General features: G+C 44.9%; 16 protein-coding genes and 1 tRNA gene. 3 read left to right on the top strand and 14 right to left on the bottom strand.

The window, feature by feature from the left end:
• Positions 1-221: 221 nt before the first annotated feature.
• The 9 genes from LCF57_RS19670 to rpsF form a co-directional block, all read right to left on the bottom strand.
• On the bottom strand, positions 222-1112 hold the full coding sequence (locus LCF57_RS19670) for a D-alanyl-D-alanine carboxypeptidase family protein (protein ID WP_226002212.1): 891 nt from the start codon (positions 1110-1112) through the stop codon (positions 222-224).
• Between the two features lie 160 nt (positions 1113-1272).
• A complete protein-coding gene (locus LCF57_RS19665; protein ID WP_226002211.1) occupies positions 1273-2238 on the bottom strand; it encodes an ABC transporter ATP-binding protein in 966 nt (321 codons plus the stop codon).
• Positions 2235-3218, bottom strand: coding sequence for an ABC transporter ATP-binding protein (locus LCF57_RS19660; protein ID WP_226002210.1), 984 nt, complete (start codon positions 3216-3218; stop codon positions 2235-2237). The genes LCF57_RS19665 and LCF57_RS19660 overlap by 4 nt, the downstream gene beginning before the upstream one ends.
• Positions 3219-3231: 13 nt before the next feature.
• Positions 3232-4155 carry an oligopeptide ABC transporter permease gene (gene opp4C / locus LCF57_RS19655; protein ID WP_226002209.1) on the bottom strand — a complete coding sequence of 308 codons (924 nt, stop codon included), beginning with the start codon at positions 4153-4155 and terminating at the stop codon, positions 3232-3234.
• An 11-nt stretch (positions 4156-4166) separates the two neighbouring features.
• The gene (locus tag LCF57_RS19650) at positions 4167-5129 is read right to left on the bottom strand and encodes an ABC transporter permease (RefSeq protein ID WP_226002208.1); all 963 of its coding nucleotides are present in this window, start codon (positions 5127-5129) and stop codon (positions 4167-4169) included.
• Between the two features lie 68 nt (positions 5130-5197).
• Positions 5198-6937 (bottom strand): ABC transporter substrate-binding protein, encoded by a 1740-nt coding sequence (locus tag LCF57_RS19645; protein WP_226002207.1) that lies wholly within the window; start codon positions 6935-6937, stop codon positions 5198-5200.
• A 537-nt stretch (positions 6938-7474) separates the two neighbouring features.
• Entirely contained in the window at positions 7475-7747 is a 273-nt protein-coding gene (gene rpsR, locus LCF57_RS19640) for a 30S ribosomal protein S18 (protein WP_007433228.1), read from the bottom strand.
• Between the two features lie 21 nt (positions 7748-7768).
• Complete coding sequence (gene ssb / locus LCF57_RS19635) at positions 7769-8260, bottom strand: single-stranded DNA-binding protein (protein ID WP_010346813.1); 492 nt, start codon at positions 8258-8260, stop codon at positions 7769-7771.
• A gap of 49 nt (positions 8261-8309) precedes the next feature.
• Positions 8310-8594, bottom strand: coding sequence for a 30S ribosomal protein S6 (gene rpsF, locus LCF57_RS19630; protein WP_226002206.1), 285 nt, complete (start codon positions 8592-8594; stop codon positions 8310-8312).
• A 236-nt stretch (positions 8595-8830) separates the two neighbouring features.
• On the opposite strand from rpsF, the gene LCF57_RS19625 reads away from it, so the two are divergent.
• Positions 8831-9025, top strand: a complete 195-nt coding sequence (locus tag LCF57_RS19625; RefSeq protein ID WP_013373906.1) for a YjzC family protein — start codon at positions 8831-8833, stop codon at positions 9023-9025.
• Positions 9026-9391: 366 nt separating this feature from the next.
• Entirely contained in the window at positions 9392-9709 is a 318-nt protein-coding gene (locus LCF57_RS19620) for a hypothetical protein (protein WP_226002205.1), read from the top strand.
• Positions 9710-10976: 1267 nt separating this feature from the next.
• Here LCF57_RS19620 and LCF57_RS27700 read toward each other — a convergent pair.
• The 4 genes from LCF57_RS27700 to LCF57_RS19605 all read right to left on the bottom strand — a co-directional run bounded on the left by LCF57_RS27700 (position 10977) and on the right by LCF57_RS19605 (position 12588).
• Entirely contained in the window at positions 10977-11102 is a 126-nt protein-coding gene (locus tag LCF57_RS27700; protein WP_264083718.1) for a hypothetical protein, read from the bottom strand.
• 153 nt (positions 11103-11255) lie between these two features.
• A tRNA-Ser gene (locus LCF57_RS19615) sits at positions 11256-11346 on the bottom strand.
• Between the two features lie 77 nt (positions 11347-11423).
• Complete coding sequence (locus tag LCF57_RS19610) at positions 11424-11648, bottom strand: DUF951 domain-containing protein (RefSeq protein WP_226002204.1); 225 nt, start codon at positions 11646-11648, stop codon at positions 11424-11426.
• Positions 11638-12588 carry a mechanosensitive ion channel family protein gene (locus LCF57_RS19605; protein WP_226002203.1) on the bottom strand — a complete coding sequence of 317 codons (951 nt, stop codon included), beginning with the start codon at positions 12586-12588 and terminating at the stop codon, positions 11638-11640. The genes LCF57_RS19610 and LCF57_RS19605 overlap by 11 nt, the downstream gene beginning before the upstream one ends.
• Positions 12589-12826: 238 nt before the next feature.
• Between LCF57_RS19605 and yyaC the strand changes: the two genes are divergently transcribed.
• Positions 12827-13432 (top strand): spore protease YyaC, encoded by a 606-nt coding sequence (gene yyaC, locus LCF57_RS19600; protein WP_226002202.1) that lies wholly within the window; start codon positions 12827-12829, stop codon positions 13430-13432.
• Here yyaC and LCF57_RS19595 read toward each other — a convergent pair.
• The gene (locus tag LCF57_RS19595; RefSeq protein ID WP_025716013.1) at positions 13386-13907 is read right to left on the bottom strand and encodes a DUF4446 family protein; all 522 of its coding nucleotides are present in this window, start codon (positions 13905-13907) and stop codon (positions 13386-13388) included. The genes yyaC and LCF57_RS19595 overlap by 47 nt on opposite strands.
• Positions 13908-13925 lie beyond the last annotated feature (18 nt).

Genomic DNA, 13925 nt, shown 5'->3' with positions numbered 1-13925 from the left:
TCCCATCTCTTCATTAAACCGAATAAATCCCTTATGAAGCGGAAACTTCCCCTCAAAGCATAAAAGGTCTGCTGCCTTGTTGTCAAAAGTGCCATGGCACAAACCCTTCAAATTCATAGCAAAAAGGCTTCGCCCTCACGGTCAAAGCCTCAAATTCATATTTATTGTCTGTTTCCTATGTAGCTTTCAGATTCGTTCCTTGCCTTAGTGCAGCGACAGTTTCACAGTGAAAAACCATAATCGAACAGCTTCCGCGTCTGCTTAAATCGCTCTTCCTTGCTCGGCGCACCGAGTACCACAGCAATTAACCGTCTACCATGCTGTTCAGCGGTACCCGTGAAGCAATATCCGGCATCACTCGTATATCCGGCTTTCAGGCCATCCGTTCCGGCGTAAGAGTACGGTCCAGCCAGGGAAGGCAGCATCCAGTTCGTATTACTAATGTAGAGTCCCTTATCCTTTAACTCCATTTGCGTACGACTGGACGTTCTTAGAATCTCCGGATGTGACGCAATCAGATAAGAAGCCAGCTTTGCCGTGTCGCTTGCTGTCATTTTCGTTTCTCCACGAATATCCTCGGGATGATTCGGTCCCAATTCACTCTGCCCTGCTCCAGACGCATTGCTAAAGCGGCTGTCGGACGATAATCCAATTTGGGCAGCTTTCTCGTTCATACGCTTCACAAAAGCCGCTTCATTGCCTGCCGAGCGCTCTGCCAGAGCCACAGCGGCGTCATTGGCTGAATACACAACCATACTCTGGAACAGTTCGGATACCGTCATTCTTTCGCCATACCGTAGAGATAGATTTATACCCCCCACCGTACTCGCGTAACGGCTAATTCGCACCTCATCATTCCAGCCTAACCGTCCGGTCCGAATATCCTCCAGCACCAACAGCTCAGTCATGAGCTTGGACATATTTGCGGAGGGCATAGGCGTATTGCCGTTCACATCCATCAGCAATTCCCCAGTATGCATGTCCATCAGTACCGCAGCCTCTGCATCCACATCCGGCTTCCCAACCAACAGCCGGGGTCCAAGTGTAATAAAAATCAATATTATAAGTACCGGGATAATAATAGCCCAACGTAACCAGTGTTTTTTCATCATCGTAATAACCCCCATACTTATTAGACGATGAAAAATTCATTTTGTCTGCAATTTTTCGAAAAAAAGATACAATTTTTTTACCTTTTTTATTTTATAGCAAAATATCCGCCCATCCCTGCTTTCAGGATAGCGGATATTGGGGCTTCTTTATAATAACGCGTTAGGCAAAATGACAGGCTACAAAATGCTGGTCGCCCGCATCCCGATATACCGGAGCCTCTGTTTTACAACGTGCTTCCGCCATGGGACAGCGTGTATGGAACTTGCAGCCAGACGGCGGATTGGCCGGAGAAGGAATGTCCCCTTTCAGCACAATTCGCTGTCTCTTGATCGTCGGATCAGGAATCGGAACTGCCGATAGCAGCGCCTTCGTATACGGATGAAGCGGATTGCGGAACAGCTCCTCCTTGGAAGCCAGCTCTACCATCGAGCCCAAATACATTACACCAATGCGGCTGCACAGATGCTCAACCACACTCAGATCATGCGAGATGAACAGATACGTCAATTGACGTTCCTGCTGCAAATCACTTAACAAGTTAATAATCTGGGCCTGAATGGACACATCCAGCGCAGATACGGGTTCGTCTGCTACAATAAAATCAGGATTTAAGATCAAAGCCCGTGCAATCCCGATCCGCTGGCGCTGACCGCCGGAGAACTCATGCGGATACCGATCATAGTGATACGAGGACAGTCCACAAATGTCCAGCGTTTCGTTAACCTTCTTCCGCAACTCTCCACGGTCAATCAGCCCGTGATCCAGCAATGCCTCTCCGATGGCTTCGCCAACCTTAATTCGCGGGTTCAACGAGCTAAAAGGGTCCTGAAATACGATTTGCAGCTTGGGTCGAAGCGCTCGGATGCGCTCCTTGCTTAACGTGTGCAAGTCCTCTCCTTTATATCGTACCGATCCATCTGTTTTATCCATCAGCCTGAGAATGGTCCGTCCAATCGTACTTTTTCCGCAGCCTGATTCCCCGACCAGACCGAAGGACTCTCCTTTGTGAATGCTAAATGATACATCATCGACCGCCTTCACATGTCCGACAGTACGCTGAAAAATTCCGCCTGTGATGGGAAAATATTTTTTCAGCCCTTCCACCTGAATTAAAGGCTCGCTCATATTCGTTGCCCTCCTTCTTTCTCATATAGCCAGCAGGCAACTTTATGACCATTCTCCTTTTCGTTCAAGGGAGGAGCCTGATCCTTGCAAATTTGCATACAATGCGCACACCGATCGTGAAAATGGCAATTTTCTTCCAGATCAATCGGATTGGGAACCTGACCGGGGATGGAGTACAGTCGATCCATTTTCTGATTAATGACAGGCTTCGCCTTTAATAGCCCTTGAGTATACGGATGCTGCGGGTTTTTGAACAGCTCAATGACAGGCGCTTCTTCAATAACGTTGCCAGCATACATGACGACCACATAATCAGCCATCTCTGCCACAACACCCAAATCATGCGTAATCAACATAATGGATGTTTTCAGCTTATCCTTCAAATCCCGCATCAAATCGAGAATTTGTGCCTGAATGGTAACATCCAGAGCCGTTGTCGGCTCATCTGCAATCAGCAGCTTCGGATTACAGCTTAATGCGATAGCAATCATGATCCGCTGGCGCATACCGCCACTCAATTCATGGGGATAGGAATGAAATATTTCCTCCGACCGAGAAATACCTACCAAGCTGATCAGTTCAATCGCTCGCGCACGTGCTTCCTTTTTACTCATTAATGTATGCATGAGCAGCGGTTCCGTAATTTGTTCTCCGATCGTAAGCACCGGATTCAGAGAAGACATCGGCTCCTGAAAAATGATCGAAATGTCATTGCCTCGAATCTGCTGCATTTGACCTTTATTAAGTGTTAAGAGATTTTTGCCCTCAAACCAGATTTCACCGTCTGAAGTGTGGGGAGAATCAATCAACCGCATCATCGTCATCGCCGTTACACTTTTACCACAGCCAGATTCCCCTACCACACAGAGCGTTTCACCCTCACGAATTTTAAAACTGACGTCATTGACCGCTTTGACAGTTCCGCTAGAGGTATGAAAGTGGGTTTTCAGGTTACGAAATTCAATCAAAGCATTTTCCATAAACGTTCGTCTCCTACTTCTTCATTTTAGGGTCCAGTGCATCACGCAAACCGTCGCCAATCAGGTTAATGGCTACAACTGTAATGAGAATACACATTCCCGGTGGAACCCATATCCAAGGCCGTTTGCGGAAGTCGATTAGGTTATTGGCAGCAGAAATCATATTTCCCCACGAAGGTGTGGGCGGGACCACGCCAATTCCCAGGTAACTGAGCGCAGACTCTGTAATAATCGCACCCGCCACCCCGAGCGTAGCCGTAACAATAATGGTAGGAATGGTGTTCGGCAGCAAATGGCGGAATATTTTACGGCGATCCCTCAAGCCGAGAGCTTCTGTAGCCTGCATGAACTCCTGTTCACGCAGTGTAAGAATTTGCCCTCTGACCAGACGGGACAAGCTCGTCCAGCTTAAAGCCCCGATAATGAGCATCAGAAAATAAATCCGGTTCGACGGATCGACCTTCAAATCGGATAAAACCGCACCTAAAATAATGAGCAGCGGCAATGTAGGCAATGCCATAAAAATATCGGCAATCCGCATAATTATCGTATCCACGCTTTTACGGTAAAATCCTGCCAACGCCCCTAACGTCGCACCAATTGCGACCGAAATAAACGTGGCAACCAGCCCGACCGTCAAAGAAATACGGCCAGCCAGCATTGTACGCAGTAAAATATCACGCCCCAGCTTATCTGTACCAAGCCAATGCTGAGCATTAGGGGCCAGATTTTTGCTGGATAGCTGGTAATCATTCAAACTATACGGTGAAATCCTCGGTCCAAATATACAAATAACAACCATTAGGAATAATATAACGAGTCCAGCCAAAGCCAGACGGTTTTGGTTAAAACGGCGCACGGCGATTCTCCATGGAGACGCTTCAGGACGGATCGCCGCCTTTTGATTGGTTTCAATCGTGACTGTTTTCGCGGACAATAGTATCCCTCCTATTTCAAGCGAATTCTTGGATCTGCCATGCCATACAATACGTCAGAAAGTAGATTGCCAACGAGCGTAAGGACTGCCAGGAAAATGGTGAAGCCCAGCATAAACGGGTAGTCCCGCATGCTGATTGACTCCAGGTACACCTGCCCCACCCCCGGCCACACAAATACCTTCTCCAGAATCATTGCCCCGCCAAATAAGGCCGGGAGCTCGAAGCCGAGCAGTGTGATTGCCGGAATGAGTGCGTTGCGCAGAGCGTGCTTGAAAATAACCGTCCGTTCCTTCAAGCCTTTGGCGCGTGCAGTACGGATGTAGTCCTGACGGATAACCTCCAGCATACCTGTGCGGAAATACCGGGTTAGGCTGCCTGTACTCAACATCGTAAGTACGAGTGTTGGCAGGAACATATGCTTGAGAATATCCACCATGTAAGCCCACGTGCCTGGCTCCATTCCTGCTGTGGTCATGCCGCCAACCGGAAGAATCCCCCATTCGAGTGCAAATATTTTGATCACTAAAAGGCCTATAAAGAATGAGGGCAGTGACATACATAAGAAAATGAATAACGTGACAAACTTATCAAACAACGAATATTGAAACTTGGCTGAAAATACCCCGGCAATAACAGCAATCAGCCAGCTAAAAATAAGACTAAAAAAAGCGATAATAAACGAGTTCCACACATAATTGCCGATAACCTTCGTTACCGGCTGCTTATGCTGCAATGAATCTCCCATATTTCCCTTCAGCATATTGCCAGCCCATATAAAATAGCGTTGGTACTCCGGCTTATCCAGCCCGTAGATATGTCGTAGCTGCTGCGCCTTCTCGGCGGTCATATTCGGGTTCTGCTTGGCTGTAATATAATCACCCGGCACCATGGCTGAAATCGCAAATACGATAATGGATATGCCAATAAGTGTGGGGATGAGCTGCAGCAGTCTACGAATAATGTACTGCTTCATAATCATTCCTCCAGACGAATAAAGTGATATGCCCAGCCCGTGAGAGCTGAGCATATGATTGGCAACCCTTATTGAGCGATTTGAGCATTATGCAAAGTGAATTCAAAATCCTTGTATGGTGAGATATCAAAGCCGGTCAAACGTCCATTAATCGGTACCATATCTCTGCGTTGGTACATAAAGATGACTGGCAAATCCTTATTCAACTCCTGATAGAGCTGTTTGTAAATCCCTTTTCGCTTTTCTTGATTCAATTCATGCTTGCCGGCAAGCGTCAACTCATCGACCTTTTTGTTAGAGTAGCCGATATCATTTTGTGCACCATTTGTAATAAAAGTCGTTGAATCCGGATCAGGCGTCAATCCCCAGGCCGCAAAGAACATATCGAACTTGCCTGTATCCTTTTTATCCATAATTGCATTAAAATCCAGCGTTTCGGAAGTCAGCTTAATACCCAGTTCTTTATAATTGTTCGTCATAATCGGCAGCAACGCCTCTACAACGGGATTATCAGCGGTCGCAGAGAAGTTAATGGCCAGCTTCTCTCCGTCCTTCTCACGGATACCGTCTGCGCCAACCTTCCATCCTGCCTCATCCAGTAAGGCCTTCGCCTTAGCCATATCAAATTCATACTTGTTAATACCTTCATCCGTGTAAGACCAGGATTCTGTAGACTGCGGAATGTTAATCACATTCGCATATGGACCATATACGCCCTGTACAATCTCCTTGCGGTTCAAGCCAATAGTTAGAGCTTGGCGTACTTTAGGGTCCTGAAATTTCTTTTCTTTGTGGTTAAACGCAATATATCCATAGCCGTTCGTCGGCATAATATGCACATCCAGGAAGCCCAGGGACTTCAATTCCTCTACGTTATCTTCGGTAACCGTAACGTTATCCATATCTGTTTCACCCGTTTGCAGCATAGACAGATTCGTTTCTTCCGTCGTTGTTTTGAAAATAACCGATTTCACCTTCGGTGCGCCTTTGAAGTAGTTTGGATTCGCTTCGAATACGACCTGTTGCCCCGGAGAAAAGCTCTTCAACACATACTGCCCGGAGCCGAGTGGCTTATTATTAAGCGCCTTGATGCTATCCAGATTACCCTTTTTGTACCCTTTTCCGTAATAGGCTTCTGGCATTAGGTATTGCTCACCCAAAAAATCCTTTGTATAGGCTGTTGCTTCTGTAACCGTTACTTCTACCGTGTTATCATCAATGATTTTGATACCGGAGATATCATTTGCTTTACCATCGTGATATTCTTTACCGCCTTTAATTTTGAACGACAGAACGTCAGTTTCACCGTCGTAATTCGGATCATGCAGCACCTTGAGAACAAAGGCGTAATCCTTCACCGTTACCGGCGTGCCGTCGCTATACTTCACACCCGGTTTCAGATGGAATGTATATTTTAGACCATCCTGTGATACATCAACTTTGTCAGCCAAGCTATTTTCATATGTACCATCTGCTTTCACCTGTAAAAAGGAATCAAACACTGTTCTGACTACATATAAATCGTAACTTGTTTGCCAGAAAAGCGGGTTAAATACCCCTTTAGGTGATGTCATGCCTACCACAATATTATCTTTCCGATTGGTTGCTCCCGGCGGGTTTTGTGTCAGATCAGTCGCTTTAATGACACCCTCCGTCACTTGTGTACTGGCTTCATTACCCTCTGTTTTTTTGTCTGCATTGCCCTGCTGTGGCTGTGCCTCATTAGCACCTCCGCTGCATCCTGCAAACAGAACACCAACAATCGTAAGCACCATAAGCAAAGAAACCCATTTCTTCGTCTTTACCATTCTGTTAATCCCCCTTAGTCGGTTCTTTATTTAACAGCTTGCCTCATTCCTGCGGTGATTCATTAAAGCTTAAGGTTTGAAAATGAAGTCGTCACACCCTCCTTACCGTCACCTACAATAGCGTAAAACGTGTTTTAGACCTTTGGTCAATTTTTTTGTTCACTGGCAAACATTACATTTTTATTAAGGTTTATCTTACGTGTAAAATAATATCACGTCAATATCTTTTTTTATGTAATATAAAAAGTTTAAATATCTATTTATGTAAAGTTTATGAATTTAACTTGTGGGAAATTGAAAAACACAGAATTAGATGTAATATAAAATAACACTTCGGAGTACCGAAATGTCTGCTCTGGCGAGTTGGAGGACTTGTAATCTTACAAGTCAATAAAAGATGAATTTACGTTCTATGGTTAAACATGGATTGTATTATTAGTAAGTTACAATAGATGGCACTTGTTGTCAATATAAAAAGTCACAAAAAAAGAGATGTTCCCGATTTCGGGAGCATCTCTTTTTTTCTTCCAACCGCTACTATTCAGTAGTGTAAGGAAGCAATGCGATTTGACGGGAACGTTTGATCGCGATTGTCAACATACGTTGATATTTCGCACTTGTTCCAGTCACACGACGAGGAAGAATTTTTCCGCGTTCGCTGATGAATTTTTTAAGCAGGTCTGTATCTTTATAGTCAATGTGAGTAATTTTGTTCACAGTGAAGAAACATACTTTACGACGTTTGTTGCGACCACCACGACGAGCTGGTCTTTTGTTATCGTCTCCGCCTTCTCTTTGTCTGAAGCCCATTCTTTGTCAGTCCTTTCCCAATTAAAATGGTAAATCATCATCCGAAATATCGATCGGTTTTCCGTCATCGGAAAAAGGATCCTGATTGTTTCGCGAGTTATTATTCCCGCGTCCACTATTGCTGTTACCGCCCCCGAAAGGAGACTCTTCACGCATACCTCCACCACTATTGCCGCCACCGTTGCCGCTATCGCGGTTAGATTCCAAGAAACGCACATTATCAGCAACAATTTCAGTCACGTATACACGTTTTCCTTCATTGTTCTCATAGTTACGCACTTGAACACGGCCTTCAACAGCCGTCAGACGACCTTTGCGAAGATAGTTAGCGCACGTCTCAGCAAGCTGACGCCAGGTTACGATCGGCAAGAAATCCGCTTCCCGTTCGCCGCCTTGACTTGTAAACGGACGGTCTACAGCCAGGGTGAACTGGGTTACTGCTACACCGGACGGTGTATAGCGCAGCTCCGGATCTTTGGTCAACCGACCGATCAGAATGACACGGTTCAACAATCCAATCCTCTCCTTTGAGCGTTGTTCATTACATAGTCACGTACAATAATTAAGCTACGTCGTTCGTAATGAGATAACGAATTACTTCGTCAGAAATTTTCATGATACGCTCAAGCTCAGTAACAACAGCAGGTTCTGCTGTGAAGTTTACCAGAACGAAAGAACCATCACGGAATTTCTTGATCTCATACGCAAGACAGCGTTTAGTTACATCGTGATTCGTAATTTCACCACCGCCGTTAGAGATGATACCTTGGAATTTGTCGACTGCCGCTTGAACAGCTTCTTGTTCAATGTCAGGACGAATAATGTACATCACTTCATATTTGCGCATTCTTTACACCTCCTTATGGACATAAGGCCCTCAATCTTCGTTGAGAGCAAGGAACGAGCCTAAACTCGCACTAAAACAGTTTACCAAATCGAGCGCCTGAATGCAACCTGCAATTCAGTGCAAGCAATACAAGTCGGCTGATGCACTTCTATATCACTTCCGCATGTTTCTGCTCACGACAGCGCACAATAACCGTTGCAGTCCAAATTTATTTATCTAAAGGAGGTACAAATTTCATGGGTGAAAAGACTGAGTTCGTACCAGGCGACAAGGTCCCCAATGACGGCGTATATATGGAGGTCGGAGAAAAAAGCTTTCATACCGAAATTCAAAACCCGCAGCAAATAACCTTGGAAAGAGGCGACTCTTTTCCGAAAACCACCAACCATAACCGCAAGTGGAAGAAAAAAACGAAAGCCCGCGTTCATTAATGTATATTTCCTCGGAATCTGGGCCATATTATGATTAGGCGGTACAACAGAGAGGTGTGGTTCCGTTGGACGACGTAGCCGGACAAACTGTTAGGAGATCCATTCAGGGCATTAGAAGCGTTAGGTTTGTGTAAAAGGACACTGTCTTTTCAACACTGGTATTGCTTGTCAGTACACCGAGTTTCATGATGTGATTGGACAGATCGTATCCTGTTAAAAATGTACCGCCTACGATGGAGGACCTTTGGGGTCCTCCTTTGTTGTATTATCGGACTTTTTGCATATACTGGTAAAATGCAGATTAATCCAGCTCCTTCTGCTAGAATATATCCAAGTACAAAGACCTACTATTACGGAGGGTTTAAGATGAGCTATTCTCGCATACTAAAATGGGTATCAGGTATATTCGAATTGGTGCTTGCCATACCGATTGTGGGAGGAGCCATTGTCATCTGGACGGGCTACTCTGCTCTGGGGTTCATGCTTGTCCTGCATGCAGTCACACTCATCCTGTCTTTACGTTATCAGGAAGCGATCTACGGCTCTGCATGGGGAATACTCACCTCTTTGCTGGCTTGGATCCCCGTAGTGGGCTGGGTTCTACATTTGATCGCAGCGATCCTTCTGATGATCTCTGGCTCGAAAAGAACAAAACGCTATCATTATCCGCCAAACCAACTATAACCACAAGAAATACTCCTGACGGTACTGATCTCTTCTGCTGTCAGGAGTATTTTTTTTGAGTGTAACGATACCACTGAGACATGCATCTTGCATACATATAATCTACTCTAAACCTTACGCTATTTTGAATTAGTTTCTCCTATTATAAAATACACTGTATACGAAGCAATCAAGCGCACAAGCATATTAAACGAAGAAAAAGCTCCCGCCTACGAAGAAACGAGCGCTTAGATTATCATTATATTGGATTACCCCCGAATTAAAAATATTGTCCGAATTGTTTTCGCACCAGATTCCGGACCCTCGCAAAAGGCCTTGGGGATACGATCCGCTTCGTTGTGTTAAATCGTAAAGCGTTTTTCATTTGAATCCTTCCGTTCCGAAAACAAACTGAGATTTCGGAGTCGAGTCCGTGTTAGAAATGCGGTTTCATTTACGCACTTTCTTTATTAAATACACAACCAGATATCCTAGTGCTACTACCCCTGTGCTTATAAAGCAAACTATTAAACCATTTACTTCTACTTTTCCAGAAAGTATATATATAGTGAAGAGTCCAGTGAAAAAGGCAATGATCAAGTTTGTTACAAAGTTTTTCAAATTGACAACTCCCCTAAGAAATGTTAAAGAAATAATATATATGGAATTATATGTAACATATTTGCAATTATATCATATTATTAGGAGGTAAGTGAAAAATGAAGAGATTTGTATCGGCTTTTAGACATCAATCATGCTAATGCTTGTTATCAGCAGTTAAGCAGTACTAGCAACAAAACCAAATGAAAATACAGTAAGAATTAACATTTGATCAAGCAAAGCATATCCCAGATGATGCAACGGTTACTATAACGGATAGTAACCGTTTAAAAGTAGCACCTTCTAATTTCTCTACAGCGATCCTCCATGAAGTGCCGCAGCTCGTCCTCTGTTAGTGGCATGACCGGTATCGACGTCCTGGCGCATTAGAGGCAGATTTGCGACCGGATTACGGTCTATACATCCTCGGCGTACAACACGTTAAAGAACGTCTTTAGGACGCGCATACGTACGTTCACAGACGCCGGAGAAAGCTATTACGCTCCTTATGCGTAGTCCGCCTTGAACGGATGACCTGCATAAAACTCCTTGTCATTGGCGCACCACAAGACATACTCACACAGCATAGCCGCCGTCACGTCATCAACTGAAATATCTCCGTACCTTTCTGCGATCCACTCTTAAAATACCCCATGTTCTGTATGTGTCCTTCAATCGCCCGTTCCTTTTACTTATTAGCGTGTTTCACCTCAACAACAATGTCCAACGATTCCTCAAGCGTGTATGACGATAACCCCACGCCTGCAATCGGTTTACGCGTACTAATCGTCTTGCGGCCTGTGCATTTATCCATACTAAAAAACCTCTTACGCGTATTTAGCGTAAGAGGTTAACGTAATCATTTAAGTATATCGGAATCATCTAGTTCAATTTCGTGTAAAACCGTGTAGTTTTTAGGTCCACATATCGTACTGAAAACGCCGTAGTAGCGCATGTTTACGTATAGTGGCGGAAAGAGTGGGATTCGAACCCACGCACGCCTCGCGACGCCTAACTGATTTCGAGTCAGCCCCCTTGGACCTCTTGGGTACCTTTCCGCAGCAAGGATTATTATATCATCATTGCAACCATGACGCAAGCTGATTCTTGTCCAGCATGATTCACTTTCTCGGGCTCAAATGGTTTCCGAATTCTGTTCGTCAGTACTGGACTTTGAGCGCAGCACCTTCTTCATATTCTTTTCGAACTTGGCACGCGGGATCAGCACACTGTGCTGGCAACCGACACACTTGATCCGAATATCCATCCCCATACGGATAATTTCCATTTCATTCGTTCCACAGGGATGAGGCTTCTTCATCTGCACAATGTCCCCTAGTTCAAACGACTTACGCTCCACTCTTCTCTCCCCCTTTTCCTTCTTCGTAATCTTCTTTTTCGAGGGTTACCGCTGTCTCTAGCGCGGCCTGACGATGTTCCTCATCCTCCAGAGCCTTCTTGATGTTATTCTGGATATCCCGTTCGACTATAGCCGCTGTATTCGGCATACATTCCGCCACAACACGTACAATATACTCTGCTGTAGTCATGGACTGCACCCCTAGCACATCCGGTATATTGAGTATCTGTGCATTAGACTCCTCAATCCCCTGGATTGCTTGCTTTACCAAGCCAACGGCTTCCTCCAGACTACGCTCTACCTTCATCGGTACGTCGACTACCGCCAATGCGTTGGACATGGAGAAGTTCGTAACCGTTGTAATGGAGCCGTTCGGTAAAATGTGAACCTCTCCTTTCCAACTCACCAGCCTGGTTGTACGCAGCCCAATCATTTCTACCGTCCCTTTGAAGGTTCCTGTCTGAATGACGTCTCCTACGGCAAACTGATCCTCCAAAATAATAAAAAATCCGGTAATTACATCCTTAACCAAGCTCTGTGCTCCAAAACCAACAGCCAATCCAAGCACTCCGGCGCCAGCAATCAGAGGTCCAAGATTAATACCCATTTGAGACAATACCAGCATAATCAAAATGAAATTGAAGACAATGTTCGTTACATTTTTAAGAAGTTCCCCAACAGTCGTTAACCGTCTCTCATTCAATCGGAACCTGCTGTTATCTCCCTTTTGCTGCATTGACTTATCTATAATTTTATTAATAACCCGAATAAAGATACGGGTAATGATGAAAATAATAGCGATTTTCAAAATTACAAACAAAAAGGTCGACCACATCTCACCATCTGTGAAAAATTTCCATGCAGTATCCTTCAAGTGGATAGCCCCGTTCACTACCTCTTCTGTGCCTGAGTCGCCCTCCAACCAATGCATAAAGGTCATGCTGTATTCCTCCTTAAACAAGGGAACTTCCCTTCCTGCTTCCCGCATTCTATTTCCTACTATATAAGCACATCAACTGATGTTATTCCTACGACAATGAATAATCTACTTTCCCAAGTATAAAAACACAAACTTATCCATATACTAGCTACTATCTAAAGAATAAATGCTACCCCCATAACGATATGTAAAGCGAGCGCAACCTGCACACTCCATTACAGAGCGAAAGGAAGATACCATGTCTCATCCATCTGACTTCATTCCGGGGCAAGAACCCCTTAGCCTAAAAATATCACACACCGACCCTGGAATCCAATCAGCCATCATCCATCGTTTGCTGTTCCATCTGCATCAGGCACCGAGTCTACAGAATATCGTCATCATTTGCATCGGCACCGACCGTTCTACAGGAGATTGTCTCGGACCGCTCGTAGGCACCCATTTATCACGCTATAAAAGCCCCCTATTCAACCTGTATGGTACATTAGAGGAACCTGTGCATGCTATGAATCTGCAAACGACGCTAAACGGCATCTATACGCGGTATGAACAGCCTTACATCATCGGCATCGATGCATGCCTTGGACAAACCTCCAGTGTGGGGTGCATCCAGGTCGCAGAGGGTCCGCTAAAGCCTGGAGCGGGCGTAAATAAAGAATTACCGCCGGTCGGCGATATCCATTTGACAGGTATCGTTAACGTCGGCGGCTTCATGGAATACTTTGTGTTGCAAAATACAAGGTTAAATCTGGTAATGAAATTATCAGATATCATTGCTAGCAGCTTATACTCCGCGATTAAGGAGTGGCATTACCGTTCTGTCCTGCTTGCTGCGCAAGAGTAATGGCTTCTTTCTCTTCAGGCGATAAGGAATAGGATGATTGCCCAGCTTCGAGGGGCTTGGCGTACACATAAGAGCCATCCCGGTTATAAATACCGGTTAACACTATACCATCCTGATTGTCATCTACAATAGCCAAAGAGAAGCTCAGATCGCTTCCTCTTTCGCCAAAAGCATTATAACGTTTGATACCTACAGTTCCCTTCATTCCAGTCAGCTTGCTACGTAGAGATTTCATGCTTGCACGATGGGCTTCCTGCTCATCCTCAATCGTATCCATCTGTACCTTCAAATCAATCAGCAGCGTTTCTAAATTCTCGACACCGCTGCCTGCCATCATGGTCTCATACTTTCGCCGCATTTTCTTCAATTTTGCACCCTGCACAATAATAACAATCAACAGGAAGAGCAAAATGAGCACAATCCCTGCAACGATTCCGGCAAGCTGTTCCATGATTAGTCCATTCAATTCAGCCATATGCTTGCTTCTACTCCT

The sequence above is a fragment of the Paenibacillus sp. BJ-4 genome (assembly GCF_020404765.1).
Classification (GTDB): domain Bacteria; phylum Bacillota; class Bacilli; order Paenibacillales; family Paenibacillaceae; genus Paenibacillus.
The sequence above is the reverse complement of the archived record's forward strand: the minus strand, read 5'-3'. Positions and strand labels throughout refer to the sequence as shown.

Bases quoted from the DNA above. Each gene is read 5' to 3' on its own strand.
- LCF57_RS19670 (WP_226002212.1), bottom strand. From the start codon at position 1,112: ATGATGAAAAAACACTGGTTACGTTGGGCTATTATTATCCCGGTACTT.
- LCF57_RS19665 (WP_226002211.1), bottom strand. From the start codon at position 2,238: ATGAGCGAGCCTTTAATTCAGGTGGAAGGGCTGAAAAAATATTTTCCC.
- LCF57_RS19660 (WP_226002210.1), bottom strand. From the start codon at position 3,218: ATGGAAAATGCTTTGATTGAATTTCGTAACCTGAAAACCCACTTTCAT.
- LCF57_RS19650 (WP_226002208.1), bottom strand. From the start codon at position 5,129: ATGAAGCAGTACATTATTCGTAGACTGCTGCAGCTCATCCCCACACTT.
- LCF57_RS19645 (WP_226002207.1), bottom strand. From the start codon at position 6,937: ATGGTAAAGACGAAGAAATGGGTTTCTTTGCTTATGGTGCTTACGATT.
- rpsR (WP_007433228.1), bottom strand. From the start codon at position 7,747: ATGGGCTTCAGACAAAGAGAAGGCGGAGACGATAACAAAAGACCAGCT.
- rpsF (WP_226002206.1), bottom strand. From the start codon at position 8,594: ATGCGCAAATATGAAGTGATGTACATTATTCGTCCTGACATTGAACAA.
- LCF57_RS19625 (WP_013373906.1), top strand. From the start codon at position 8,831: ATGGGTGAAAAGACTGAGTTCGTACCAGGCGACAAGGTCCCCAATGAC.
- LCF57_RS19620 (WP_226002205.1), top strand. From the start codon at position 9,392: ATGAGCTATTCTCGCATACTAAAATGGGTATCAGGTATATTCGAATTG.
- LCF57_RS27700 (WP_264083718.1), bottom strand. From the start codon at position 11,102: ATGGATAAATGCACAGGCCGCAAGACGATTAGTACGCGTAAACCGATT.
- LCF57_RS19605 (WP_226002203.1), bottom strand. From the start codon at position 12,588: ATGACCTTTATGCATTGGTTGGAGGGCGACTCAGGCACAGAAGAGGTA.
- yyaC (WP_226002202.1), top strand. From the start codon at position 12,827: ATGTCTCATCCATCTGACTTCATTCCGGGGCAAGAACCCCTTAGCCTA.
- LCF57_RS19595 (WP_025716013.1), bottom strand. From the start codon at position 13,907: ATGGCTGAATTGAATGGACTAATCATGGAACAGCTTGCCGGAATCGTT.